Here is a 24121-nt window from a genome sequence, read left to right as displayed (position 1 = left end):
GAAGGTGTACCGGGCATGCCCGGACCCCTGCTCGGCCATCGCTGTCGCCATCACGCTCCGGAACCCAACAGCCCCCACTGACAACGGAAGAGAGCGCAGGTCAGAACAGATGCGTACAGAACTCCGGCGCTCCGCGCCTCCGGTCCGAGGATCGATGCTCCCCCGCAAGCGGGAGATGCCCCCACCCCGGCCGGAAGGCCGGGGCATCCTGGGAGAAGCAAGGTGAACCTCGACCACTCCCCCGAGGCGGAGGCCTTCCGGGCCGAGGCCCGCGACTGGCTCCGCGCCCACGTCCCGGCCCGCCCCCTGCCCTCCCTGGAGACCCGGGAGGGCTTCGCCGCGCACCGCGAGTGGGAGGCCCTGCTGCACGCGGACCGCTGGTCGGCGGTGTCCTGGCCCGAGGAGTACGGGGGCCGGGGCGCGGACATCGAACGGTGGCTCGTCTTCGAGGAGGAGTACTGGGCGGCGGGCGCCCCCGGCCGCGTCTCCCAGAACGGCATCAGCCTCCTCGCCCCCACCCTGTTCGACCACGCCACCCCCGAACAGCGGGCGCGCGTACTGCCGCCCATGGCGAGCGGCGAGGTGATCTGGGCGCAGGCCTGGTCGGAACCCGAGTCCGGCTCCGACCTGGCCTCGCTCGGCTCCCGGGCGGTGCGCACGGACGGCGGCTGGCTGCTGCACGGGCAGAAGACCTGGTCCTCGCGGGCCGCCTTCGCCGACCGGGCCTTCGGCATCTTCCGCACCGTCCCCGGGGCGCCGAAGCCGCACCAGGGGCTGACCTACCTGATGTTCGACCTGCGGGCCCCCGGGGTGACCGTACGGCCCATCGGACGCCTCGACGGCAAGCCCGCCTTCGCCGAGCTCTTCCTGGACGGGGTGTTCGTCCCCGACGAGGACGTCATCGGCGAGCCGGGGCAGGGCTGGCGGATCGCGATGTCGACCACCGGCAACGAGCGGGGCCTGACCCTGCGCTCCCCCGGCCGCTTCCTGGCCGCCGCCGACCGGCTGACCCGGCTGTGGCACGCGCAGGGCGACCCCGCCGACACGGCGCTGCGCGACCGGGTCGCGGACGCGGTGGTCGGGGCCCGCGCCTACGAGCTGTTCACCTGGACGGGCGCCTCCCGGTTCGCGGCGGGCGAGCGGATCGGCGCCGAGTCCAGCCTGAACAAGGTGTTCTGGTCCCAGTACGACATCGCCCTGCACGAGACGGCCCTGGACCTGCTGGGCGCGGACGCGGAGCTCGCCGACGGCGAGTGGGCCGAGCCGTGGCTCTTCTCCCTCGCCGGGCCGATCTACGCGGGCACGAACGAGATCCAGCGCGACATCATCGCCGAGCGGCTGCTCGGCCTCCCGAAGGGCCGCCGCTGATGCGCTTCCTGCCGACCGAGGAACAGTCCGACTACGCCCGTACGCTGCACTCCCTGCTGGGCGCGGCCGGGGTCCCGGCCACCGCACGGGCCTGGGCGGCCGGGGAGCACGGGCCCGGGCGGCGGCTGTGGTCCGCGCTCGCCGGGACCGGCCTGTTCGCGCTGGCCGTGCCGGAGGCGTACGACGGGGTGGGCCCGCTGCCGGTGGAACTGGCGCTCGGCTTCGTGGAGCTCGGGCGGGCGGGGGTACCGGGCCCGGTGGTGGAGACGGCCGCGGCCGCGGTGCTCCTCGCCGAACTGGGCGACGAGGCACTGTCGAAGCGCTTCCTGCCGGGGCTCGCCTCGGGCGGGGCCTCGGCGACGCTGACGCTGCCGGGCGGCTCCCCGTACGCCCTGGACGCGGACGCGGTCACGCACCGCTTCACGGTGACGGAGGCCGGCGAGCTGCGGCTGGCCGCCGGCCCCGGCGGTCCGCTGGCCTCCACCGACCCGGCGCGGCGGCTTTACCGGCCGGCCCCGGAGGGCGGGGAGCCGCTCGCGGCGGGCCCGGCGGTGACGGCCGCCGCGGGGACGGCCCTGCGCTGGGCGCGGCTGCTGACGGCGGCGCAGTGCCTGGGCGTGGGCGAGGCCCTGCTGGCGCGGACGGTGGAGTACGCGAAGCAGCGCACCCAGTTCGGCACGCCGATCGGCGGCTTCCAGGCGGTCAAGCACCGGCTGGCGGACACCCTGCTGGCGCTGGAGTTCGCCCGGCCGCTGCTGTGGGCGGCGGCGCTGTCCCTGTCCCGCCGGGACGTGGCGGCGGCGAAGCTGACCGCCGGCGAGGCGGCGTACGCGGCCGCGCTCACCGCCCTCCAGCTGCACGGCGCGGTCGGCTACACGGAGGAACTGGACCTCTCCCTGTGGCTGCGCAAGGCCCGCCCGCTGCGCGACGCGTGGGGCGGGCCGGCCCGGTGCCGGGCGGAGGTGGTGGGCTAGGCCGCCTCTTCCGGATCTCGGCGGCCAAGCCCACGTCTCCCCCGGCTACCGCTGGGAGGGGCCCCCAGGTGCCCCGCCAAGGCGGCGAGGTGCGGTGCCGGGCGGCGCGGGTGAGCCAGGACCCGGAAGAGACGGCCTAGGGGAAGGCCACCCGGAGGGTGACGGTGTAGGCCTCCTCGACGGCGCCGTCGGGGAACAGCTCCAGCAGCCGGGCCCGCTCGGCGTCGATGAACTCCCGGGTGCGGGTCTCCCCGAGGACGAGGAAGGCGGAGTGGGTGGCGTGGTTGGCGAGGTGCGCCTCCAGCGGGATCCGGCGCGACCAGCGGACCTCGCGGGTGACGTGGTCGAGCCCCTCCGGGGACACCCGGACCGGCAGCCCGGCCACCCCGAAGAACTCCCGGAGCCGCCGGTCCTGCTCGGCGATCCACGGCACCCGGACGTCCATGTCGTTCCACCACACGGCGAGGGCCCCGCCGGGGCGCAGCACGCGGCGGGCCTCCGGGACGGAGCGCTCGGGGTCGGTCCAGTGCCAGGCCTGGGCGTACGTGAGGAGGTCGAGGCTCCCGGAGGCGAGCGGCAGTGCGTTGCCGTCGCCGCGCACGACGGGGATCGCGGGGTGCGCGCGGCGGAACTCGGCCGCCATTCCGTCGCCGGGCTCCACGGCGACGACGCGGGCGCCGCGGGCGTGCAGCAGCGCGCTGGCGATGCCGGTGCCGGCCCCGGCGTCGGCCACCCGCGCCCCGCGCAGGGACCGCCCGGCGAGCTCCTCGACTGCGTCGAACAGGGCGTCGGGGTAGCCGGGGCGGCTGGCGTGGTACCGGGAGGCGGCGGCGTCGAAGGACCGGGCGCGGGTGGTGGTCATCCCGCCATTCTTTCGAAGCGGGGGCCGACGGGCGACGGCATTACAGCCGAGGTGCCGGTGCCGGTGCCGGCACCGGGACCGGACCCGGAGGGGGTCAGTGGAACTCCCGGACCACCTCGATGCGCCCCACGATGTGCGCGTTGAACTCGGAGAGTTCCTCGGCCGGGACCCAGAGTTCCAGGATCGTCTCGCCGCCCGCCCGCTGGACGGGATACCGCTCCAGGAAGGCCGAGTCGACCTCGAAGCGGGTCACGAAGCCGGCTCCGTCGTGCTTGACGTTCCAGTCGCGGGCGATCCGCACCGCGTAGTCCTCGTTGAGCACGGGGTAGAAGATCGGCTGCTCCCGAAGCCGCGGCGGCCAGGCACGCCAGTCGAGGGCGCGCACCAGTTCGAGTTCGACGGGGCCGGTGGGACGCCAGAGGGTGGTGGTGGACATGCCCGCGACCCTAGACGAGGCGGCCGCCCCGACGGAAACGACTTCGGGCGGCTCCCGGTGTGAACCGGAAACCGCCCGAAGGAGAGGTGCGCCGCCAGGGACTCGAACCCCGGACCCGCTGATTAAGAGTCAGCTGCTCTAACCAACTGAGCTAGCGGCGCCTCGGGAGGAAATTTACCCGGTCCGGCGGGGTCTTCCAAATCGCCCCTACGTCCGGGCCGGGCGGCGCGTGACCCTCCTCAGACAACGAGTCCTCCGTCGATCTGGAGCACGGCTCCCGTCACGTACTCGGCGCCGACCAGGTGCGCGACCGCGTCGGCCACCTCCTCGGCGCGGCCCAGGCGGCGCAGCGGGATGCCCTTCAGCGCCTGCTCGCCGGGTCGCCCCGGCCGGTGCAGGACGGCGTCGGAGATGCTGCCGAAGAGCATCACCTGGCCCGAGAGCACGTCGGGGTTGGGGCGGTGCCAGGCGGCGAGGACGCCCGCCGCCTGGCACCAGGACTCGATGAGCAGGGTCCGCGGGTAGCCGTGGCCGGCCTCGTCGGCGTCCGGGGCGAGGTCCGCGTACCGGGGCTCGTCGCAGGTGACCGCCTTGAGGGCGGTCAGCCGCTCGCCGGGGACCAGCTCGGTCACCCGGTCGACGAGCAGCATCCCCCTAGCCCCGGCGGCGTCCCGGCCGCCTGCGCCGGCGTCGGCGCAGGGAGAGCCGCATCAGGACCGCCGTCTGGAACAGCAGCAGCGCCGCGAGCCCCACCTCGGCCGACAGGCCGTGCCCCTCCCAGGCCGTGGCGCCCAGCCGGGCGGCGGCAACGGCGGTGAGGGCGACCAGGAAGCGGCCGGCGAGCTCCGCCCCGGTGCCGTGCGGTACGGCCGAGCCGGCCACGAACACCGCCAGCAGCACGGGGATCCACGGCGTACCGGGGTCGCGCAGCAGCGCGGCGGCCCCGGCTTCCACGGCCAGGAGCAGGAGGGTGCGCAGCAGGAAGGCGGGCATGGACACATCATGCCGGGGATATCCCGGTGCGGGCCCCGTCGGAGGTCGTCTAGGATCCGGTCCAAGCGGGGTCGTAGCACAGAGGTAGTGCGCCTACACAACATGGAGGAGGACGCCGGTTCGAATCCGGCCGCCCCGCCCCTCATCCCCCCTCCCCCCTCCCGTCGCGGCGCCTTATGATCGGCCGCAAGGACGGGGTCGTAGCACAGAGGTCGTTGCGCCTCCCTGCTCAGGAGGAGGACGCCGGTTCGAATCCGGCCGTCCCGTCCCCCACTTCCTCAGGGCGTCGCCGCCAGCCAGGCCGCCGCTCCCGCCACCGCCGCGCGGGCGGCCGGCAGGGGCAGGCCCAGGAAGCCGTGGAAGACCCCCGGGTGGAGCCGGACCTCGCAGTCCACGCCCGCTCCCGCCAGCCGGCGCGCGTACGCCAGCCCCTCGTCCCGCAGCAGGTCGCAGTCCGCGAGGACGATCAGCGTGCGCGGCAGCCCCGACAGGTCGGCGGCCCGCAGCGGCGAGACGTGCGGGTGGGCGGGGTCGCCGCCGTACTGGTCCCAGTACCAGGCCATGTGCGCGGCGGTGTGGAAGTACCCCCGCCCGTACGCCGCCACCGACTCGGAGCCCATGGAGGCGTCCAGCGGCGGGTACGCCAGCAGCTGCCCGGCGACCAGTCCGGGCGCCCGCAGCGCGGTGACGGCCGCCAGGTTGCCCCCGCTGGAGTCCCCCGCCACCACCACCCGGCCCGGGTCGCAGCCCAGCCGCTCCGCCTCGGCCCGCGCCCACAGCAGCACCGCCAGCGCGTCGTCGGCCGCCGCCGGCCAGGGGTGTTCCGGGGCGAGCCGGTAGTCGGCGGAGACGACCACCGCCCCGGAGGCCGAGGCCAGGGCGCGGCACAGGGCGTCGTGGGTGTCCGGGCCGCACATCACCCAGCCGCCGCCGTGGAGGTACACGGCCAGCGGCCGCCCCGCCGCCCCGGGCGCGGGGTCGTAGACCCGTACCGGCACCCCGCCCGCGGTGGTGTCGTACACCGAGGCCACCTCCGGTCCCGCCGGGCGCGCCGGGGCCCCGGCGGCGACCGCGGCCCGCAGGGCGGTCACGTCCCCGGGGCCGGGGAAGCCGGCGCTCATCGCGTCGCAGAGCCGCCGCGCGGCCTCCGACAGCTCGTCCCGGGTCATCGCGCCGTCATCCCCCCGTCGACCGCGAACTCCGCGCCCGTGACGTACGAGGACGCGTCCGAGCACAGGAACAGCACCAGTTCCGCGACTTCCCCGGGCCGGCCCATCCGCCCCAGCGGCACGTGCGACCAGTCCCGTCCCGCGACGGCGTCGGCCACCATCGGCGTGTCGACGGCCCCGGGGTGCACCGAGTTGACCCGGATCCCGTCCGGGGCCAGGTCCAGGGCCGCCGAGCGGGTCAGCCCGCGCAGCCCGAACTTGGTGGAGCCGTAGGCCGCGTGGCCGGGTATGCCGACCAGTCCGGCGGTGGAGGAGATGTTGACGACGGAGCCTCCCCCTGCGGCGCGCAGCACGGGGGCGACGGCCCGGATCCCGAGGAAGGGGCCGAGCAGGTTGACCCGCAGCAGTTCCTCGAAGCCCTCCGGGCTCTGCTCCTCGACGTGCGCGGTGCGCCACAGGGCGGCGTTGTTGACCAGCGCGGAGACCGTCCCGAAGGCGGCCACCGCCTCGCGCACCACCCCGGCCCAGCTGTCGGCGTCGGCCACGTCGTGGCGTACGTACAGGCCCTGGCCGCCCAGTCCGGCGGCGACCGCCCGCCCCTCCTCCTCGCGGAGGTCGGTGACGACGACCCGCGCCCCGGCTTCGGCGCACAGCCGGGCCTCGGCGGCGCCCTGGCCGCGTGCGGCGCCGGTGACGAGGACGACCTTGCCCTCCAGCGAGACCATCTCAGGCCTCCGTCGCGCGGAAGTGCGGGATGACCTTCTCGCCCCACTGCCGGATGGTCTCCAGGCAGGCCTCCTGCGGGACGGTGCCCATCTGGATCAGGCACATCACCTCGTCGACGCCGATCTCGCGGAGCTGTTCCACGTACGCGACGGCCGTCCCGGCGCTGCCGTACGCGTGGTCCGCGTTGTAGGTGCCGGTGTCGACGGGGCGGGCGGGGATGTCCGCCCCGTGGAGCTTGGCGACGAGGTCGGCGCGACCGCGTTCGAGGGCGGCGGTGTGGTCCTCGTCCTCGGCGTGGGCGGTCGGCGCGGGGCCGTTGCCGTACCAGTGGGCGATGGACTCGGCGAAGAAGCGCTGGCCCCGGGTGCCGAGCCGGAGGGCGCGGTCGGCGTCATCGAGGACGATGGTGGGGCAGAGGGCGGAGAGGTGGTCGTTGGGGGCGGTGGAGACGAGGCGTTCGCCGCTGCGGGTGGCGATGGCCTCGTCGTAGACCTTGCGCATGGTGCGGACGTCGTCGGCGCCGGCGAAGCCCATCACGAGTGCTCCGATGCCGAGTTCGGCGGCGAGCTTGAGGGTGTCGTGCTTGGAGCAGGCCATGAACAGCGGCGGGTGCGGGTCCTGGACGGGGCGGGGCAGGACCGCCCCGGGGCCGATGTCGATGGAGCCGTGCCATTCGAGGACGGGCTCCTTCCAGGCGGAGGCGAAGATCCGCAGGGCCTCCTCCATCTGCGGGTAGGTGTCCTCGGGGCGCACCCCGAACATGGACATCTCCTGCCGGGTGGCGCCGCGTCCGGCGCCGATGTCGACGCGGCCGCCGCTGAGCACGTCGAGCATGGCGGCGCGTTCGGCGACGCGGACGGGGTGCTGGTAGCCGAAGGGCATGGTGACCACGCCGTGGCCGATGCGGATGGTGCTGGTGCGGGCGGCGACCCAGGTCAGGAAGATCTCGGAGGCGCTCATGTGGGCGTACTGGGACAGGGAGTGGTGCTCCACGGCCCAGATCCGGTCGAAGCCCATCTCCTCGGCGAGGACGGCCTGTTCGACGCAGTCGTGGATGACCTGGCGTTCGCGTTCGGGGGTGGGGTCGACGAGCTGGGCCTCGAAGATCATCGAGAACTTCACGTGGGGTCCCTCCAACCATGGTTATTTCTAATAGAAATACTTCTAGCAGGCATACCCCACGGGGGGAAGGGTGCCGCGGGACCGGTCGTAGACTGCGCTGCGTGGCAGACGAGACGGCCGAGACGGCAGACGAGACCTCGGCGGGGACGAACCCGCGCTCCCTCCCCGCGACCAGCTGGGCGGTCCTCGGGCTGCTCTCCTTCGGCGAGGAACTCTCCGGCTACGACCTGAAGAAGTGGTCGGACTGGTCGCTGCGGTTCTTCTACTGGAGCCCGTCCTTCAGCCAGATCTACAGCGAGCTCAAGCGGCTGGAGAAGGCCGGCTACGCCTCCTCGCGGATGGTCGCCCAGGACATCGGCACCCGCGACAAGCGCGTGTACCGGATCACCGGCGCGGGCATGGCGGCCGTACGGACCTGGGCGCGCGAGGCACCGGTCGACCCGCCGGTGCTCAAGCACGGGCCGATGCTGCGGCTGTGGCTGGGCCACCTGCTGGAGCCGGAGCAGATGCGCGAAGTACTGCTCCGGCACCAGGAGTTCGCGGAGAACATGCGCCGGCGCGCGGAGGCCGACGTCGAGGGCGCCAAGGACGAGGCGGCCTGGGCGTACCCCACCCTGACCCTCAAGTGGGCCGAGCGGTACTACACCTCCGAGCGCGACCTCGCGGCCGCCATGCTGGAGGACATCGACGCGCTGGAGGCGGCCCGAGCCGCCGTCGAGGGCTCCACCGGGGCCAACCGCCCGTAGGAGCGCCGGAAGTAGAGCAGCGGCGCCCCCTCGCGGTGCGCCGCGAGGACGGTGACCCGGCCGAGGGCGATCGCGTGGTCGCCGCCGTCCAGCACGTCCTCCAGTACGCACTCCACGGTGGCGAGCGCCCCGTCGAGCAGGGGCGCGCCGCCCGCGCCCGGCCGCCAGGCCACCCCGGCGAACCTGTCCCCGCCGGTGACGGCGAAGCGGCGGCACAGCTCCTCCTGGTCCGCCGCCAGGACGTTGACGGCGAAGGCCCCGGCGGCCCGGATCAGCGGCCAGGTCGTCGAGGTGCGGGCGGGGCAGAAGCAGACCAGCGGCGGGTCGAGGGAGACGGACGAGAAGGACTGCACGGCCATTCCGGCGGGACGGCCGTCGTCCCCGCACGCCGTGATGACGGCGACGCCGGTGCAGAAGCCGGCCAGGACCGCCTTCATGCCGGCGGGGGTGGGAGTCGGGGCGGGGCCGGGAACGGGGGCGGGGCTGGGAGCGGGGACGGGGGTGGTGAGGGTCGACACGGTGACCTCCCGGAGCAGAGTTGTTCCTACTAGGTATATGCCTAACCGAAACAGCTGTGATTGGATACCGCCCACGCTCGCTCGTCAAGTGCTCACGTCACGACAAGCAGGGAGGGTCCGTTGCCACCACCACCGCCCACCACCCTCGCCCAGCTCCCCGGCCACGCCGCCGCCGCGTACGGGGACCTGGAAGCCCTCACCGACGGCGAGGTCCGCTGGACCTTCGCCCGGCTCGCCGAGGAGATCTCCGCCGCCGGCCGCGCCGCCGTCGCCCACGGCATCCGCCCCGGCGACCGGATCGCCGTCTGGGCCCCCAACAGCCGCCAGTGGATCGCCGCCGCCCTCGGCGCGGTCGGCGTCGGCGCCGTCCTCGTCCCCGTCAACACCCGCTACAAGCCCGCCGAGGCCGCCGACGTCATCCGGCGCAGCGGCGCCCGCGTCCTGTTCACCGAACGCGGCTTCCTCGGCACCGACTACGCCCGCGACCTGCACGCCTCGGGCGAGGACCTCGGGGAGCTCGCCACGACCGTCGTCCTCCGCGGCGGGCGGGGACCCGACTCCTGGGAGGCGTACCTCGCCGCCGGCCGGGCCGTCCCCGACGCCGAACGCGCCGCCCGCGCCGCCCGGGTGCGCCCCGAGGACGTCTGCGACGTCCTCTACACCTCCGGCACCACCGGCCGCTCGAAGGGCGTCACCGCCACCCACGGCCAGACCCTGCGGCTCTACACCTCCTGGTCCGAGCTCGTCACCCTGCGCCCCGGCGACCGGTACCTGCTGGTCAACCCCTTCTTCCACGCCTTCGGCTACAAGGCCGGGGTGCTCGCCTGCCTGCTGCGCGGGGTGACGATGCTCCCCGAGGCCCGCTACGACACCGACCGCGTCCTCGCGCGCATGGCCGCCGAGCGGGTCACCTGCCTCATGGGCCCGCCGACCGTCTTCCACGGCCTGGTCCACCACCCCCGGCGCACCGCCCACGACCTCTCCGCCCTGCGGCTGGCCGGCACCGGCGCGGCCCGCGTCCCCGCCTCCCTCGTCGACGAGATCCGCACCGCGCTCGGCGCCCCGGACGTGTTCACCGCGTACGGACTGACCGAGTCCGGCGGGGTCGTCTCCGTCTGCCCCACCGACGCCGACGCCGACACCGTCGCCCGCACCGTCGGCCCTCCCCTCCCCGGCACCGAGGTGCGCGTCACCGGCCCGCTCGGACAGGTGCTGCCCGCCGGAGAGCCCGGCGAGGTCCAGGTCCGCGGCTACCACGTGACCCCCGGCTACCTGGACGACCCCGCGGCCACCGCCGAGGCCGTCCTGGCCGGCGGCTGGCTCCGCACCGGCGACATCGGGGTGCTGGACGGGCGCGGCTACCTCGCCATCACCGACCGGCTCAAGGACATGTACGTGGTCGGCGGGTTCAACGCCTACCCGGCCGAAGTGGAGAGCGTGCTGCTCACCCACCCCGCCGTCGTGGACGCGGCCGTGATCGGGATCCCCGACGAACGGCTCGGCGAGGTCGGCGCCGCCTACCTCGTCACCACCGCCCCCGTCACCGCCGGGGAGCTCACCGCCTGGGCCCGGGAGCGGCTGGCCAACTTCAAGGTGCCCCGGCGGTTCACGGTGCTGGACGAGCTCCCGCGCAACGCGGGCGGCAAGCTGCTCAAGACCGAGCTGCGCCGCACGGCCCGAGGGGAGCCGGCGTGAACGCCCCGCACCCCGCCCCGCCGGGCGGCCTGGCCCCCACCCCCGAGCAGGAGGAACTCCGCGACGCCGTACGGGCGGTCCTCGCCCGGCACCCCGGCCACGCGGCCTGGGCCCCGCTGACGGCGCAGGTGGGCGCGGCCGCGCTCGCGGTGCCGGAGGAGTACGGCGGGCTGGGCTGCGGAGCCGCCGAGACCGGGGTGGTCATGGCGGAGCTGGGCCGCGCGCTGAGCCCCGTACCGTACCTGGGCTCGGCGGTGCTGACCGTGCAGGCCCTGCTCGCGTCCGGGCACCGGGCGGCCTGCGCGGAGCACCTGCCGGGACTGGCCGACGGGAGCGTGGTCGGGGCGCTCGCCTGGGCGGAGTCCGGGCCGGGCGGGCGCGGCAGCTGGGAGCCGGCCGACCTGGAGACCCGGGCCGAGGCCGCCGCGGACACCGGCACCGGCACCGGCACCGGCCTGCTGCTCACGGGCGCCAAGCGGTACGTCCTGGCCGGCCCGGCGGAACCCGCCCTGCTGCTGGCCTTCGCCCGGACCGGGGACGGCGGGCTCGGCCTCTTCGAACTCACCGCCCCGCCCGCGTCCTTCACCGTACGGGCCACCCTGGACCCCTCCCGCCCCCTCGCGGAGCTGACCCTGGACCGCACCCCGGCCCGGCTGCTCTCCGCCGACGGGACCGGGGTCCTCGCCCGGGTCCGGGACCTGGCCTGCACCGCCCTGGCCGCCGAACAGGCGGGGGCGGCGGGCCGGGCCCTGGAGGCGACGGTCCGGTACGCGAAGGAACGCACCCAGTTCGGGCGGCCCATCGGCTCCTTCCAGGCCGTCAAGCACCGGCTCGCCGACCTGTACACCGCCGTCGAGGCCGCCCGGGGCCTCGCCCTCGCGGCGGCCGCCGCCGACGCCCCGCCGGACCTGGCGGCCGCCGCCGCGTCCGCCTGCGGGGAGGCGTACGCCTACGCCGCGGGCGAGATGATCCAGCTCCACGGCGGCATCGGCATCACCTGGGAGCACGAGGCGCACACCTTCTTCAAGCGGGCCCACGGCTCGGCGCAACTCCTCGGCGGACCCGCCGCACACCGCCGGCGCCTCGCCTCGCACCTGGGCTGGGTGTCCGCTTCCTGACGTACCCTCGGCTGCATGACGGGCAGCGCGATCGACCTCCGCAAGGTCGAGGAGACGGCCCCGGCGCTCGTGAACCTGTACAAGAGCGCCGGGGTCTCCCTCCGCAAGAACGGCATGGAGGGGAGACGCGCCTGCGTCTACCTGGTCCTGGACTACTCCGGGTCCATGCGCCCGTACTACGACGACGGCAGCGTGCAGGCGTTCGCCGACCGGATCCTCGGCCTCTCGGCGCACCTCGACTGCGGCGGCCGGGTCCCGGTGGTGTTCTTCTCCACCGACGTCGACGCGGTCGAGGAGGTCACCCTCGCCGGGCACGAGGGCCGGGTCACGGCCATGGCGGCCCGGCTCGGCCACATGGGCAGGACCTCCTACCACCTGGCCATGGACGCGGTCATCGACCACTACCTCGACTCGGGCTCCGCCGATCCGGCCCTCGTCGTCTTCCAGACGGACGGCGGCCCGGTCAACAAGCTCGCCGCGGAGCGGTACCTCTGCAAGGCGGCCCGCCTCCCCCTCTTCTGGCAGTTCGTCGGCTTCGGCAACACCCGCAGCACCCAGTTCGACTTCCTGCGCCGCCTCGACGAACTCCCCGTGCCCGGCAAGCGGGTCGTGGACAACGCGGGCTACTTCCACGCCGGCCCGGACCCGGGCGCGGTCCCGGACTCCGAGCTGTACGACCGGCTCGTCTCGGAATTCCCCGCCTGGCTGACGGCGGCACGCGCGGCAGGCGTAGTACGCACCTGATACACCCATTCCGGTGCTTACATAACGCCATGACGACGAACAACTGGGCAGCGTTCGAGAAGGCGGAGCCGGAGTTCGCGGCGGCCGTGCGGGCCCGCTTCGCGCGGTACCCGCACCACGTCCTGGCCACCCTGCGCAAGGACGGCTCGCCCCGGGTCGCCGGGCTCAACGTCGACTTCCGCGGCGGGGAGCTGTGGCTCGGCATGATGGCCGGCTCGATGAAGGCCCGCGACCTCCAGCGCGACCCGCGCTTCGCCCTGCACACCAACCCGGGCGAGGGCATGGCGATGCCCGACGGGGACGTCCGGATCTCCGGGCGGGCGGTGGAGATCGTGGACCCGCCCGAACTGCACCGGTACGCGGAGGAGACCGACTCCCCGCACCCCTTCCACCTCTTCCACGCCGACCTGACCGAGGTGGTCCACATCGCGGTGGACGGCGAGGAACTGGTCGTCCGCTCCTGGACCCCGGCCCACGGCGTACGCACCCTGCGCCGCGGCAACGACGACGAACCCCCGCGCGATGTCCCGGCAGGCTGAGGTGCCGCGGGGCCGGGGCGGGATAGTGCGCACCCCCACGGCGCACCATCCCGCCCCGTCACCCCGCCGGCCCGCCCGGCCCCGTCAGCCCGCCCCGCCCGGTCAGCAGTCCCTCGCCCCGGCCGGGGGCTTGAACACGGCGCCGAGGACGCCGTCGCGCCGCACGTCGACCAGGGACCAGTCCAGCACGGCGTCCTTCGCCGGCAGCCGCAGGTCGTGCGGGAGGTCGCCCACGACGAGGTCCCGGCCCAGGTAGATGACGGACAGGACCCCGGCGCAGCGCGCGGTCGCCGGGGGCTCGCTGCCGTCGACCTTGCCCTCGTGCGGCCCGACGGCGAGGGTGCGCGTACGGATCGGCCCGTACGTGAAGTCGTAGCCGGCCGAATCGGTCGAGCGGACCATGTCCACCCGGAAGTGGCCGAGCTTCACCGCCAGCGCCTCGCAGGGCGGCTGGGTGTCCTTCAGCCGGAAGTACACCCCGTCGTCGACGACGAACAGGGACGGCACGTCCTTGCTGTCACTGGCCTTGAGCCCCTTGAGGTAGGTGCCCAGGGCCGTCGTGTCCAGACCCGCCGTGGCCGTGCACGCGGAGGTCCGGGCGGGTTCGGGGGGCGGGGTCGGCGAGACCGGCGGGGCGACGGGGGAAGCGCTGGACGAGGGCGTCGGGGACGCCGGGGCGGACGACGCGGACCGGGGCCCGCCCGCCCCGATGTCCGCACCCGAACCCGCGGCCGAGCAGCCCGCGAGGGCCAGCAGCGGCAGGGTCAGCAGCGGGGCGGTGAGCGCGCGTAAGGAACGCATCGGGCCTCCAGGAGGGCGCGTCGGGGTCACTTCCGATGCTGGCAGCGCGGCGGCGGCAGCGGCATCCGTAGAACCGCGTACGTATCCGCCGCGCCGGTACCGGGTATCCGTGATGCGGGGAGGGGCGATGACGGACAGGACTCCACTGGTCGGGCGGGGGGCCGAACTCGACCGGCTGGACGCGGTGATCGGCGCGGTGCTCGCCCGGTCGGGCGGATCGCCCGGCGGCGGGGAGGGGCCGCCCGGCAACGGCGACGGGCCGCCCGGCGTCGTGGACCTGACGGGCCCCGCGGGCATGGGCAAGAGCCGGCTGCTCACCGAGGTCTGCCGCCGGGCGCGCGCCCGGGGGCTGACGGTGCTGCGCGGCCGCGCCACCGAGTTCGAACGGCACATCCCGTTCCGGCTGTTCACCGACGCCTTCGCCGACCTGGACCCGCGGCTGCTGCCCGCACCACTGCCCGACCCCGCGGCGGCGCCCGTGCTGCACGGGACCGCGGCGGGCGCGGACCCCGGCGGGCGCGCGAACCCGTACGAGGGGGCGGACGCCCCGGCCGACCGGTTCGCCGTGCACCGCGCGACGGCCTCGCTGCTCACGGCCCTGGCCGAGCGGAGGCGGGGCCGGGGCCTGCTGATCGCCCTCGACGACCTGCACTGGGCCGACCCCGCCTCCCTGGAACTCCTCGACCACCTCGTACGCCACCCACCGCCCGGCGCGGTCGCCCTCGTCGTGGCCCGGCGCGACCGCCAGACCGCGCCGTCGCCGGCCGCCGCCCTCGCCCGCGGCGTCGACACCGGAGCCGTCCTGCGCGTGGACCTCGGCCCCCTGGACCGGCGCACCTGCGTGGAGCACCTGGCGCCCGGCCTGCCGCCCGGCCTCGCGGAACGGCTGTACGACTCCAGCGGCGGCAACCCCCTCTACTTCCTGGCCCTCCTCCAGGGCCAGGGTGCCGGCCCCGCCGTCCCGGCGGGCGGCCTGACCGCACTGCTGCTGGACGAGCTGACCCCGCTGACCGGCACGCAGCGCCGTACCGCCGAGGCCGTCGCGGTCCTCGGCGACCAGGCCACGGCCCCGCTGCTGGCGCTCACCGCCGGACTGCCGGACACCGGCCGGCTCGACGCTGACCTCGGCGTCCTGTCGGACCGCGACCTGCTGCGGGCCGGCCCGGCCGGCGGCTGGTCACTGCGCCACCCCGTCCTGCGGACCGTCGTCTACCAGCACACCGACCACCGGCGGCGTACGGCCATGCACCGGCGGGCGGCCGCCGCCCAGGCCGGGACGGGCGCGACCGCCGCCGTGCGCGCCCACCACGTGGAGCGGGCGCTGACCGGCTGGGACCCCCGGGCCGCGGCGGTGCTGCTCGAAGCGGCCGACGAGGCCCGGACCACCGCGCCGGCGAGCTGCGCGCACTGGCTGGGCGTGGTCCTCGGCGTCCTGCCGCACTCCCCGGAGCACGCCGCCCGGCGCGCGGAGCTGCTGCTGCGGCGGGCACGGGCGCTGAGCCTGTGCGGCGAGCTGGGCACCAGCCGGGACCTGCTCCACCAGCTGCTCGCAGGGTCCGGCGGAGCCCACGCCGACGACGGGCTGCGCGCGAGCGCCGTCACCCTGTGCGCGTCGGTGGAACGCCACCTCGGCCGGTACGCCGCCGGGGTCGCGCTGCTGCGCCGCGAGCTGGCCCGGCGGCCCGCGCCGAGGCCCGCCGACGCGCTGGCACTCGGGCTGGAGCTGGGGTCGTCCGCGCCGCACGCCCTGTCGTACCCCGAGGTCCGGGAGGACGTGCTGCGGGCCTACGGGGCGGCGCTGCGGCTGGGCAACGCTCCGGCGGCGGCCGGGGCTCTGACGACGGCCGCCCTCGGGGAGACGTACGAGGGGGACCTGGCGAAGGCCCGCCGGCTGGCCGGCCGGGCCGCCGCCCGGCTCGACGCCCTGGCCGACGCCGAACCGGCCGACCTGTGCGAGCCGCTGGCGCGCATCGCGTGGACCGAGTTCTACCTGGACCGCTATCCGGAGGCGGAGCGGCACGCCGACCGGGGGCTGGCCCTCGGCCGGCGCGTCGGCCCGCTGCACCTGCTGCCGCACCTGCTGACGTGCAAGGCCGTCGTGCACATGAACTCCTGCCGGCTGGGGTCGGCGCTGGAGCTGTGCGAGGAGGCCGAGGGCATCGCCCGGGGCGTCGGCAGCGACGAACTCCTCGGGCTGGTGCTGGGCAACAAGGCGCAGATCCTGATCGCGGCGATGCCGCCGGGAGACCCCTTGCCGCTGTCCGTGGCGGAGGAGGCGGTGGCGCTGGCCGGCTCGCGCAGCAGCTGGTGGACCTCGCTCGCGTGGTGCGTGCTGAGTTACGCGGCCCTGTACGCCGGGGACCCGCGGCGGGCGCGTTCCGCGATGCTGCGGGCGGGGCGCGGGCCGGAGCTGGCCGGCCTCCAGCCGACGCTGCGGCCGCTGTTCCTGGAGGCGCTGGTCAACGCGGCCGTGGGGACGGGTGACCTGGCGGAGGCGGAGTCCTGGGCGGCCAGGGCCACGGCCGACGCCGAACGGCTGGGGCTGGCGAACCAGCGGGCGTCGGCGCTGCGCAGCGAGGGCGCGGTGCTCGCGGCGCGGGACGAGCCGGCTGCGGCGGCCGAGCGGTACGCGCGGGCCGCGCGGGAGGCGTCGAGCGGCGGTGCGACGCTCTGGGAGGCGCAGGCCCTGCTGGTCGGCGCGACCCTGACGGGCCGGGCGGGCGACGCGCGCACGGCGGCGGACCAGTGGCGGCGCGGCCGCGGCCTCGCCGAAGCGGGCGGCTCCCGCCTCCTCACGGGCCTGGCGGACCTCTTCCCGCCGGCCCCCGCCCGCCCCCCGCTCCCCCACCTCACCCCCCGCGAACGCGAGATCGCGGAACTGGTGGCGGAGGGCCTGACCACCCCGGCCATCGCGGCCCGCCTCTACCTGAGCCCCCGAACGGTGGACACCCACCTCTCCCACATCTACCGCAAGACGGGCATCACCACCCGAGCCGCCCTGGCCGCCCTCACGGCCCGGGGCACCCCCTGAGTCCGGCACGGCTACCGTGGCGTCGACGGACGGGACGGACGGAGGCAGTGTGAGCGGTGACCGGTGGACGAGCGCTTCGTTGCCGTACCTGACCCCGCGCGGCACGGGGACCGCCGACGCGTGGACCGAGCAGGCCCGGCGGGCGGGCCGGTCCGGCGGCCAGCGCATCGTCCACGCCGGAGAGGCCGCCGTACCGCACGGCGTCGCCCGCATGCTCGGCCTCACGGCGGGGAGCACGGCCGTCGTACGGCGCAGGATCATCGAACTCGACGGCGAGCCCGTGGAGCTGACGGACAGCTACTGGCCCGCGGACATCGCCGCGGGGACCGCCCTGGCCGGCACCGCGAAGATCCGCGGCGGCGCCGTGACGCTGCTCGCATCCCTGGGGCACGTCGGCGTCCGGGTCGTCGAGAACGTGACGGCCCGCATACCGAGCCCCGAGGAGCACCGGCAGCTGCGCCTCGGGCGGGACGAGCCGGTGCTCCAGCCGGCCCGCACCACCTACGACTCGGCGGACCGCCCGATCCAGGCCGACGTGATGGCGATGCCCGCGGGCCGCCAGCAGCTGCGTTACGAGATCGCCCTCGGCTAGCTCCCGGAAACGCCACCGCGCCCGCCAACCCTGGTCGGGGACATGGCGGGCGCGGGTCGGAGTTCCGTACGCCGTTGTACGGACCGTATGAGGGGTCCCGCCGTTCGCGCGGCGGGGGCGCTCTCCGGCAGTCCCCGTCGGGGCGGGGCGCTGCCAGTACCCGGGCCCCGTACCGACGGCCGGAGGCCGGCGCAGCCGGGCGAAGCCCGGGAGGCCGCCTGCGGCCGAGCGGTGCGAGCACGGCATCCAGAAGGAGCCATGGCGGGCGCGGGTCGGAGTTCCGTACGCCGTTGTACGGACCGTATGAGGGGTCCCGCCGTTCGCGCGGCGGGGGCGTTACCAGCGACCCGGGCCCCGTACCGGCGGCCGGAGGCCGGCGCAGCCGGGCGAAGCCCGGGAGGCCGCCTGCGGCCGAGCGGTGCGAGCACGGCGTCAGGAAAGGGTCACACCATCAGGGAGCGGTCCGTCGGCTTGACCGGGTACGGGAGGGTGCTGGTGCCGGTCAGGTAGCGGTCCACGCCGCGGGCGGCCGAGCGGCCTTCCGCGATGGCCCACACGATGAGCGACTGGCCGCGGCCCGCGTCGCCGGCGACGAAGACGCCGTCGGCGTTGGTGGCGTACGAGGCGTCGCGGGCGATGTTGCCCCGCTCGTCCAGGCCGACGCCGAACTGCTCGACCAGACCGTTGGCCTGGTCGGTGCCGGTGAAGCCCATCGCCAGGGTGACCAGCTGGGCCGGGAGGACCCGCTCGGTGCCGGGCTTCTGGACGAGCTTGCCGTCGACGAACTCGACCTCGGTCAGGTGCAGGGACTGGACGTTGCCGTCCTCGTCGCCCTCGAAGTGGGTGGTGGAGACGGAGTAGATCCGCTCGCCGCCCTCCTCGTGGGCCGAGGTGACCTTGTACAGCATCGGGAAGGTCGGCCACGGCATGGACTCCGGGCGGTCCTCCGACGGACGCGGCATGATCTCCAGCTGGGTGACCGAGAGGGCACCCTGGCGGTGGGCGGTGCCCACGCAGTCCGCGCCGGTGTCGCCGCCGCCGATGACGACGACGTGCTTGCCCTCGGCGGTGATCGGCGGGGCCAGGAAGTCGCCCTCCTGGACCTTGTTCGCGAGCGGGAGGTACTCCATCGCGAAGTGGACGCCCTTGAGGTCGCGGCCCGGGACCGGGAGGTCGCGGGAGACCGTGGCGCCGGCCGCCACGACGACCGCGTCGAACCGCTTGCGCAGGTCCGTGGCGGTGATGTCGCGGCCGACCTCGATGCCGGTGCGGAACTTGGTGCCCTCCGCGCGCATCTGCTCGATGCGGCGGTTGATGTGCACCTTCTCCATCTTGAACTCGGGGATGCCGTAGCGCAGCAGCCCGCCGATGCGGTCGGCGCGCTCGTACACGACCACGGTGTGGCCGGCCCGCGTCAGCTGCTGGGCGGCGGCCAGGCCGGCCGGGCCGGAGCCGATGACGGCCACGGTCTTGCCGGACAGGCGCTCCGGCGCCTGCGGGGTGACGTCGCCGTTGTCCCAGGCCTGGTCGATGATCGAAACTTCGACGTTCTTGATGGTGACGGCCGGCTGGTTGATGCCGAGCACGCACGCCGACTCACAGGGAGCGGGGCACAGGCGGCCCGTGAACTCCGGGAAGTTGTTCGTGGCGTGCAGGCGCTCCGCCGCCGCCGACCAGTCCTCGCGGTACGCGAAGTCGTTCCACTCGGGGATCAGGTTCCCGAGCGGGCAGCCGTTGTGGCAGAACGGGATGCCGCAGTCCATGCAGCGGCCGGCCTGCTTGCTGATGATCGGGAGCAGCGAGCCCGGGACGTAGACCTCGTTCCAGTCCTTGACGCGGTCGGCGACGGGACGGGTGCAGGCGGTCTCGCGCGGGGTGGTGAGGAAGCCCTTCGGGTCAGCCATTGGTCGCCGCCTCCATCATCTTCTCGGTGGTCTCGGACTCGGAGAGTCCGGCCAGCTCAGCGGCGTCCTTGGCGGCGAGCACTGCCTTGTACGTGGTCGGGATGATCTTGCTGAAGCGGGCCGCGGCGGCGTCCCAGTCAGCCAGGAGCTTCGCGGCCACGGTCGAGCCGGTCTCCTCCTCGTGGCGGCGCACCACATCGTGCAGCCACTGCTTGTCGGCGTCGGAGGGGGCCTCGACGGCCTCCGCGTTGCCGACGTTGACCTGGCGGGGGTCGAGGTCGATGACGTACGCGACGCCGCCCGACATGCCGGCCGCGAAGTTGCGGCCCGTCTCGCCGAGGACGACGGCCGTACCGCCGGTCATGTACTCGCAGCCGTGGTCGCCCACGCCCTCCGAGACGACCAGGGCGCCGGAGTTGCGGACGCAGAAGCGCTCGCCGGTGCGGCCGCGCAGGAACATCTCGCCGCCGGTGGCTCCGTAGCCGATGGTGTTGCCGGCGATGGTGGAGTACTCGGCGAGGTGGTCGGCGGCGCGGTCCGGGCGGACCACGATGCGGCCGCCGGAGAGGCCCTTGCCGACGTAGTCGTTGGCGTCGCCCTCCAGGCGCAGGGTGACACCGCTCGGCAGGAAGGCGCCGAAGGACTGGCCGGCCGAACCGGTGAAGGTCAGGTCGATGGTGTTGTCGGGCAGGCCCGCACCGCCGAACTTCTTGGTGACGTGGTGGCCGAGCATGGTGCCGACGGTCCGGTTGATGTTGCGGATCGCGACCTGGGCGCGGACCGGCTGGGCCGTCTCGGCGGAGTCGGCGTTCAGCGCGTCGGCGGCGAGCTCGACGAGCTCGTTGTCGAGGGCCTTCTCCAGACCGTGGTCCTGCTCGATCAGGGCGTGGCGGACCGCGCCCTCGGGCAGCTCGGGCACGTAGAAGAGGGGCTCCAGGTCGAGGCCCTGGGCCTTCCAGTGCGTGACGGCCTTGCTGGTGTCGAGGAGCTCGGCGTGGCCGACGGCCTCCTCGATCGTGCGGAAGCCCAGCTCGGCGAGGAGCTCGCGCACCTCCTCCGCGATGAACTCGAAGAAGTTGACGACGAACTCGGGCTTGCCGGAGAAGCGGTCGCGCAGGACCGGGTTCTGCGTGGCGATGCCGACGGGGCAGGTGTCCAGGTGGCAGACGCGCATCATGACGCAGCCGGAGACGACGAGCGGCGCGGTCGCGAAACCGAACTCCTCGGCGCCGAGCAGCGCGGCGATGACCACGTCGCGGCCGGTCTTGAGCTGGCCGTCCGTCTGGACCACGATGCGGTCGCGCAGCCCGTTGAGCAGCAGGGTCTGCTGGGTCTCGGCGAGGCCGAGCTCCCAGGGGCCGCCCGCGTGCTTGAGCGAGGTGAGCGGGGAGGCGCCCGTTCCGCCGTCGTGGCCGGAGATCAGGACGACGTCCGCGTGGGCCTTGGACACACCGGCCGCGACCGTACCGACGCCGACCTCGGACACGAGCTTCACGTGGATGCGCGCGACCGGGTTGGCGTTCTTGAGGTCGTGGATCAGCTGGGCCAGGTCCTCGATGGAGTAGATGTCGTGGTGCGGCGGCGGGGAGATCAGGCCGACGCCCGGGGTGGAGTGACGGGTCTTGGCGACCCACGGGTAGACCTTGTGGCCGGGCAGCTGGCCGCCCTCGCCGGGCTTGGCGCCCTGCGCCATCTTGATCTGGATGTCGTCCGCGTTGACCAGGTACTCGCTCGTGACACCGAAGCGGCCGGAGGCGACCTGCTTGATGGAGGAGCGGCGCGCCGGGTCGTACAGGCGGTCCGGGTCCTCGCCGCCCTCACCGGTGTTGGACTTGGCGCCCAGCTGGTTCATGGCGATGGCGAGGGTCTCGTGCGCCTCCTTGGAGATGGAGCCGTACGACATGGCGCCGGTGGAGAAGCGCTTGACGATCTCGGAGACCGGCTCGACCTCGTCGATGGAGATCGAGGGGCGGTCGGACTTGAAGCCGAACAGGCCGCGGAGCGTCATCAGGCGCTCGGACTGCTCGTTCACGCGGTCCGTGTACTTGCGGAAGATGTCGTACCGGCGGTTGCGGGTCGCGTGCTGGAGGCGGAAGACCGTCTCCGGGTCGAACAGGTGCGGCTCGCCCTCGCGGCGCCACTGGTACTCGCCGCCGATCTCCAGCGCGCGGTGCGAGGCCGGGATTCCGGAGGCCGGGTACGCCTTGGCGTGGCGGGCGGCCACCTCCTTGGCGATGACGTCCAGGCCGGCGCCGCCGATCTTGGTGGCGGTGCCGGAGAAGTACGTGCCGACGAACTCCTCGTTCAGGCCGACGGCCTCGAAGACCTGGGCGCCGCGGTAGGAGGCGACGGTGGAGATGCCCATCTTCGACATGACCTTGAGGACGCCCTTGCCGAGGGCGTAGATCAGGTTCTTGATGGCCTGCTCCGGCTCCAGGCCGGACAGGAAGGTACCGGCGCGCAGCAGGTCCTCGACGGACTCCATGGCGAGGTACGGGTTGACGGCCGCGGCGCCGTAGCCGATGAGCAGGGCGACGTGGTGGACCTCGCGGACGTCGCCGGCCTCGACCAGCAGGCCCACCTGGGTGCGCTGCTTGGTGGCGATGAGGTGGTGGTGCACGGCGGAGGTGAGCAGCAGCGACGGGATCGGCGCGTGCTCGGCGTCCGAGTGGCGGTCCGACAGGACGATCAGGCGGGCGCCGGCCGCGATGGCGGCGTCGGCCTCGGCACGGATCTCCTCGATCCGGGCGGCGAGGGCCTCGCCGCCGCCGGAGACCCGGTAGAGGCCCGACAGGGTGGCGGCCTTCATGCCCGCCATGTCGCCGTCGGCGTTGATGTGGATGAGCTTGGCGAGCTCGTCGTTGTCGATCACCGGGAAGGGCAGGGTGACGCTGCGGCAGGACGCGGCGGTCGGCTCCAGCAGGTTGGACTGCGGACCGATCGAGGACAGCAGCGAGGTGACGAGCTCCTCGCGGATGGCGTCCAGCGGCGGGTTGGTGACCTGCGCGAAGAGCTGCGTGAAGTAGTCGAAGAGCAGCCGGGGGCGCTCGGACAGGGCCGCGATGGGCGAGTCCGTGCCCATGGAGCCGAGGGCTTCGCCGGCCGTGCGGGCCATGGGCGCGATGATGACGCGCAGCTCTTCCTCGGTGTAGCCGAAGGTCTGCTGGCGGCGGGTGACCGAGGCGTGGGTGTGCACGATGTGCTCGCGCTCGGGCAGGTCCGTCAGCTCGATCTCGCCGGTCTCCAGCCACTCCGCGTAGGGGGCGGCGGCGGCCAGCTCGTCCTTGATCTCGTCGTCCTCGACGATGCGCTTCTGCGCGGTGTCGACGAGGAACATCTTGCCGGGCTGCAGGCGGCCCTTGCGGACGACCTTGGACGGGTCGATGTCGAGGACGCCGACCTCGGAGCCGAGGACGACGAGGCCGTCGTCGGTGACCCAGTAGCGGCCGGGGCGCAGACCGTTGCGGTCGAGGACCGCTCCGACCTGGGTGCCGTCGGTGAAGGTGACGCAGGCCGGGCCGTCCCAGGGCTCCATCATCGTGGAGTGGTACTGGTAGAACGCGCGGCGGGCCGGGTCCATGGAGGCGTGGTTCTCCCAGGCCTCCGGGATCATCATCAGCACGCTGTGCGGCAGCGACCGGCCGCCGAGGTGGAGCAGCTCCAGGACCTCGTCGAAGGAGGCCGAGTCGGAGGCGTCCGGGGTGCAGATCGGGAAGATGCGGTCCAGGGCGCCCTCGCCGAAGGCGGCGGTGGCCAGCTGGGACTCGCGGGCCTTCATCCAGTTCCGGTTGCCCTTGACCGTGTTGATCTCGCCGTTGTGCGCGACGAAGCGGTACGGGTGGGCGAGCGGCCAGGACGGGAAGGTGTTCGTCGAGAACCGGGAGTGGACCAGGGCGAGCGCCGAGGCGAAGCGGCGGTCGGAGAGGTCCGGGAAGAAGGGCTCCAGCTGGCCGGTGGTCAGCATGCCCTTGTAGACGATGGTGCGGGCGGAGAGCGACGGGAAGTACACGCCGGCCTCGCGCTCGGCGCGCTTGCGCAGCACGAAGGCCTTGCGGTCCAGCTCGATGCCGGTGCTGCCGTTGCTGACGAACAGCTGCGAGAAGGCGGGCATCGTGGTGCGCGCGCCGTTGCCGAGCAGGTCCGGGGTGACCGGGACCTCGCGCCAGCCGAGGACCGTGAGGTTCTCCTCGGCGGCGATGGCCTCGATCCGCTCCACGGCGACGGCCTGTGCGGTGCCGTCGGCGGGGAGGAAGGCGATGCCGACGGCGTACGCGCCGGCCTCGGGGAGCTCGAAGCCCGCCACCTCGCGGAGGAAGGCGTCCGGCACCTGGGACAGGATGCCCGCGCCGTCGCCGGAGTCCGGCTCGGAGCCGGTGGCGCCGCGGTGCTCGAGGTTCCGCAGGACGGTCAGGGCCTGCTCAACGAGCGTGTGGGTGGCCTCGCCGGTGAGGTTCGCCACGAATCCGACGCCGCAGGCGTCCTTCTCGTTGCGCGGGTCGTACATGCCCTGCTGGGCGGGGCGACCGTCCATGGGCGACCAGGCGGTGTTGCTGGGGCCGGTCGCGGAGTGCGTGGATGCGGAACGCATCGGCTCTCCCGTCGTCGTCGTGGCAATGTGCTAGCCGAGGGACGACGTTGGCCCTCTGCGAAAGTTCGTGCAGGTTACATGATGACGGTAATTCCGAGAACCGGATATCACATTCCAGCATGCGGACACTGCGCGAGGCAGAAAGAAGGGACCTTCAAGGAATTCTCGAGTCGCAGACGCCCCTGAAGAGGCCTG

20 protein-coding genes and 3 tRNA genes are annotated in these 24121 nt (G+C 74.3%); 11 read left to right on the top strand and 12 right to left on the bottom strand.

Features of this window, described 5'->3' with window-relative positions; translation table 11 throughout:
• The first annotated feature begins 222 nt into the window (after positions 1 to 222).
• Both OG553_RS25155 and OG553_RS25150 read left to right on the top strand, forming a co-directional pair.
• Entirely contained in the window at positions 223 to 1368 is a 1146-nt protein-coding gene (locus OG553_RS25155) for an acyl-CoA dehydrogenase family protein (RefSeq protein ID WP_405981153.1), read from the top strand.
• Positions 1368 to 2342 carry an acyl-CoA dehydrogenase family protein gene (locus OG553_RS25150; RefSeq protein ID WP_405981152.1) on the top strand — a complete coding sequence of 325 codons (975 nt, stop codon included), beginning with the start codon at positions 1368 to 1370 and terminating at the stop codon, positions 2340 to 2342. The genes OG553_RS25155 and OG553_RS25150 overlap by 1 nt, the downstream gene beginning before the upstream one ends.
• A gap of 136 nt (positions 2343 to 2478) precedes the next feature.
• Here OG553_RS25150 and OG553_RS25145 read toward each other — a convergent pair whose 3' ends face one another.
• From OG553_RS25145 to OG553_RS25125, 5 genes are all read right to left on the bottom strand, one after another.
• Positions 2479 to 3204 (bottom strand): class I SAM-dependent methyltransferase, encoded by a 726-nt coding sequence (locus OG553_RS25145; RefSeq protein WP_405981151.1) that lies wholly within the window; start codon positions 3202 to 3204, stop codon positions 2479 to 2481.
• A 94-nt stretch (positions 3205 to 3298) separates the two neighbouring features.
• Positions 3299 to 3640: a hypothetical protein gene (locus OG553_RS25140; protein ID WP_405981150.1), complete on the bottom strand. Its 342-nt coding sequence runs from the start codon at positions 3638 to 3640 to the stop codon at positions 3299 to 3301.
• A gap of 87 nt (positions 3641 to 3727) precedes the next feature.
• Positions 3728 to 3801 (bottom strand) — tRNA-Lys (locus OG553_RS25135).
• A 78-nt stretch (positions 3802 to 3879) separates the two neighbouring features.
• Positions 3880 to 4290 carry an SDR family oxidoreductase gene (locus tag OG553_RS25130; protein WP_405981149.1) on the bottom strand — a complete coding sequence of 137 codons (411 nt, stop codon included), beginning with the start codon at positions 4288 to 4290 and terminating at the stop codon, positions 3880 to 3882.
• 4 nt (positions 4291 to 4294) lie between these two features.
• Complete coding sequence (locus OG553_RS25125; protein ID WP_405981148.1) at positions 4295 to 4633, bottom strand: hypothetical protein; 339 nt, start codon at positions 4631 to 4633, stop codon at positions 4295 to 4297.
• Positions 4634 to 4698: 65 nt separating this feature from the next.
• On the opposite strand from OG553_RS25125, the gene OG553_RS25120 reads away from it, so the two are divergent.
• A tRNA-OTHER gene (locus OG553_RS25120) sits at positions 4699 to 4773 on the top strand.
• A gap of 50 nt (positions 4774 to 4823) precedes the next feature.
• A tRNA-Ser gene (locus tag OG553_RS25115) sits at positions 4824 to 4906 on the top strand.
• Positions 4907 to 4911: 5 nt separating this feature from the next.
• Here the strand turns inward: OG553_RS25115 and OG553_RS25110 are convergent.
• The 3 genes from OG553_RS25110 to OG553_RS25100 are packed head-to-tail and all read right to left on the bottom strand — an operon-like array spanning position 4912 to position 7650.
• Positions 4912 to 5802: an alpha/beta hydrolase gene (locus OG553_RS25110; protein WP_405981147.1), complete on the bottom strand. Its 891-nt coding sequence runs from the start codon at positions 5800 to 5802 to the stop codon at positions 4912 to 4914.
• Positions 5799 to 6527, bottom strand: a complete 729-nt coding sequence (locus OG553_RS25105) for an SDR family NAD(P)-dependent oxidoreductase (RefSeq protein ID WP_405981146.1) — start codon at positions 6525 to 6527, stop codon at positions 5799 to 5801. Before OG553_RS25105 ends, OG553_RS25110 begins: the two co-directional genes overlap by 4 nt.
• A 1-nt stretch (position 6528) precedes the next feature.
• Positions 6529 to 7650 (bottom strand): LLM class flavin-dependent oxidoreductase, encoded by a 1122-nt coding sequence (locus OG553_RS25100; RefSeq protein WP_405981145.1) that lies wholly within the window; start codon positions 7648 to 7650, stop codon positions 6529 to 6531.
• 101 nt (positions 7651 to 7751) lie between these two features.
• On the opposite strand from OG553_RS25100, the gene OG553_RS25095 reads away from it, so the two are divergent.
• Positions 7752 to 8396 carry a helix-turn-helix transcriptional regulator gene (locus OG553_RS25095; RefSeq protein ID WP_405981144.1) on the top strand — a complete coding sequence of 215 codons (645 nt, stop codon included), beginning with the start codon at positions 7752 to 7754 and terminating at the stop codon, positions 8394 to 8396.
• On the opposite strand, the gene OG553_RS25090 is transcribed toward OG553_RS25095, so the two are convergent.
• Positions 8291 to 8914: a flavin reductase family protein gene (locus OG553_RS25090; protein WP_405981143.1), complete on the bottom strand. Its 624-nt coding sequence runs from the start codon at positions 8912 to 8914 to the stop codon at positions 8291 to 8293. The genes OG553_RS25095 and OG553_RS25090 overlap by 106 nt on opposite strands.
• A gap of 120 nt (positions 8915 to 9034) precedes the next feature.
• On the opposite strand from OG553_RS25090, the gene OG553_RS25085 reads away from it, so the two are divergent.
• From OG553_RS25085 to OG553_RS25070, 4 genes are read left to right on the top strand one after another with little or no spacing between them, the layout of a single operon-like run.
• Complete coding sequence (locus tag OG553_RS25085) at positions 9035 to 10609, top strand: FadD3 family acyl-CoA ligase (RefSeq protein ID WP_405981142.1); 1575 nt, start codon at positions 9035 to 9037, stop codon at positions 10607 to 10609.
• Positions 10606 to 11727 carry an acyl-CoA dehydrogenase family protein gene (locus OG553_RS25080; protein ID WP_405981141.1) on the top strand — a complete coding sequence of 374 codons (1122 nt, stop codon included), beginning with the start codon at positions 10606 to 10608 and terminating at the stop codon, positions 11725 to 11727. Before OG553_RS25085 ends, OG553_RS25080 begins: the two co-directional genes overlap by 4 nt.
• A 15-nt stretch (positions 11728 to 11742) precedes the next feature.
• Positions 11743 to 12471 (top strand): VWA domain-containing protein, encoded by a 729-nt coding sequence (locus OG553_RS25075; protein WP_405981140.1) that lies wholly within the window; start codon positions 11743 to 11745, stop codon positions 12469 to 12471.
• Positions 12472 to 12500: 29 nt separating this feature from the next.
• Positions 12501 to 13010: a pyridoxamine 5'-phosphate oxidase family protein gene (locus tag OG553_RS25070; protein WP_405981139.1), complete on the top strand. Its 510-nt coding sequence runs from the start codon at positions 12501 to 12503 to the stop codon at positions 13008 to 13010.
• A 102-nt stretch (positions 13011 to 13112) separates the two neighbouring features.
• Here the strand turns inward: OG553_RS25070 and OG553_RS25065 are convergent, their stop codons facing one another.
• On the bottom strand, positions 13113 to 13811 hold the full coding sequence (locus OG553_RS25065) for a hypothetical protein (RefSeq protein WP_405981138.1): 699 nt from the start codon (positions 13809 to 13811) through the stop codon (positions 13113 to 13115).
• A 127-nt stretch (positions 13812 to 13938) separates the two neighbouring features.
• On the opposite strand from OG553_RS25065, the gene OG553_RS25060 reads away from it, so the two are divergent.
• Together OG553_RS25060 and OG553_RS25055 are read left to right on the top strand one after the other, a co-directional pair.
• Entirely contained in the window at positions 13939 to 16842 is a 2904-nt protein-coding gene (locus OG553_RS25060; RefSeq protein WP_405981137.1) for an ATP-binding protein, read from the top strand.
• Positions 16843 to 16891: 49 nt separating this feature from the next.
• Positions 16892 to 17434, top strand: coding sequence for a UTRA domain-containing protein (locus OG553_RS25055; RefSeq protein WP_405981136.1), 543 nt, complete (start codon positions 16892 to 16894; stop codon positions 17432 to 17434).
• 443 nt (positions 17435 to 17877) lie between these two features.
• On the opposite strand, the gene OG553_RS25050 is transcribed toward OG553_RS25055, so the two are convergent.
• Entirely contained in the window at positions 17878 to 19338 is a 1461-nt protein-coding gene (locus OG553_RS25050; protein ID WP_405981135.1) for a glutamate synthase subunit beta, read from the bottom strand.
• The gene (gene gltB / locus OG553_RS25045; protein ID WP_405983129.1) at positions 19331 to 23869 is read right to left on the bottom strand and encodes a glutamate synthase large subunit; all 4539 of its coding nucleotides are present in this window, start codon (positions 23867 to 23869) and stop codon (positions 19331 to 19333) included. Before gltB ends, OG553_RS25050 begins: the two co-directional genes overlap by 8 nt.
• Between the last annotated feature and the right edge of the window lie 252 nt (positions 23870 to 24121).

The organism is Streptomyces sp. NBC_00158, from assembly GCF_045160885.1.
GTDB lineage: Bacteria > Actinomycetota > Actinomycetes > Streptomycetales > Streptomycetaceae > Streptomyces.
This window is presented reverse-complemented; position numbering and strand designations above follow the sequence as displayed.

What these genes read in the sequence shown, in the direction of transcription:
- OG553_RS25065 (WP_405981138.1), bottom strand. Translation starts at nt 13,811, where the DNA reads ATGCGTTCCTTACGCGCGCTCACCGCCCCGCTGCTGACCCTGCCGCTG.
- OG553_RS25060 (WP_405981137.1), top strand. Translation starts at nt 13,939, where the DNA reads ATGACGGACAGGACTCCACTGGTCGGGCGGGGGGCCGAACTCGACCGG.
- OG553_RS25150 (WP_405981152.1), top strand. Translation starts at nt 1,368, where the DNA reads ATGCGCTTCCTGCCGACCGAGGAACAGTCCGACTACGCCCGTACGCTG.
- OG553_RS25145 (WP_405981151.1), bottom strand. Translation starts at nt 3,204, where the DNA reads ATGACCACCACCCGCGCCCGGTCCTTCGACGCCGCCGCCTCCCGGTAC.
- gltB (WP_405983129.1), bottom strand. Translation starts at nt 23,869, where the DNA reads ATGGACGGTCGCCCCGCCCAGCAGGGCATGTACGACCCGCGCAACGAG.
- OG553_RS25140 (WP_405981150.1), bottom strand. Translation starts at nt 3,640, where the DNA reads ATGTCCACCACCACCCTCTGGCGTCCCACCGGCCCCGTCGAACTCGAA.
- OG553_RS25075 (WP_405981140.1), top strand. Translation starts at nt 11,743, where the DNA reads ATGACGGGCAGCGCGATCGACCTCCGCAAGGTCGAGGAGACGGCCCCG.
- OG553_RS25105 (WP_405981146.1), bottom strand. Translation starts at nt 6,527, where the DNA reads ATGGTCTCGCTGGAGGGCAAGGTCGTCCTCGTCACCGGCGCCGCACGC.
- OG553_RS25125 (WP_405981148.1), bottom strand. Translation starts at nt 4,633, where the DNA reads ATGCCCGCCTTCCTGCTGCGCACCCTCCTGCTCCTGGCCGTGGAAGCC.
- OG553_RS25050 (WP_405981135.1), bottom strand. Translation starts at nt 19,338, where the DNA reads ATGGCTGACCCGAAGGGCTTCCTCACCACCCCGCGCGAGACCGCCTGC.
- OG553_RS25130 (WP_405981149.1), bottom strand. Translation starts at nt 4,290, where the DNA reads ATGCTGCTCGTCGACCGGGTGACCGAGCTGGTCCCCGGCGAGCGGCTG.
- OG553_RS25070 (WP_405981139.1), top strand. Translation starts at nt 12,501, where the DNA reads ATGACGACGAACAACTGGGCAGCGTTCGAGAAGGCGGAGCCGGAGTTC.
- OG553_RS25110 (WP_405981147.1), bottom strand. Translation starts at nt 5,802, where the DNA reads ATGACCCGGGACGAGCTGTCGGAGGCCGCGCGGCGGCTCTGCGACGCG.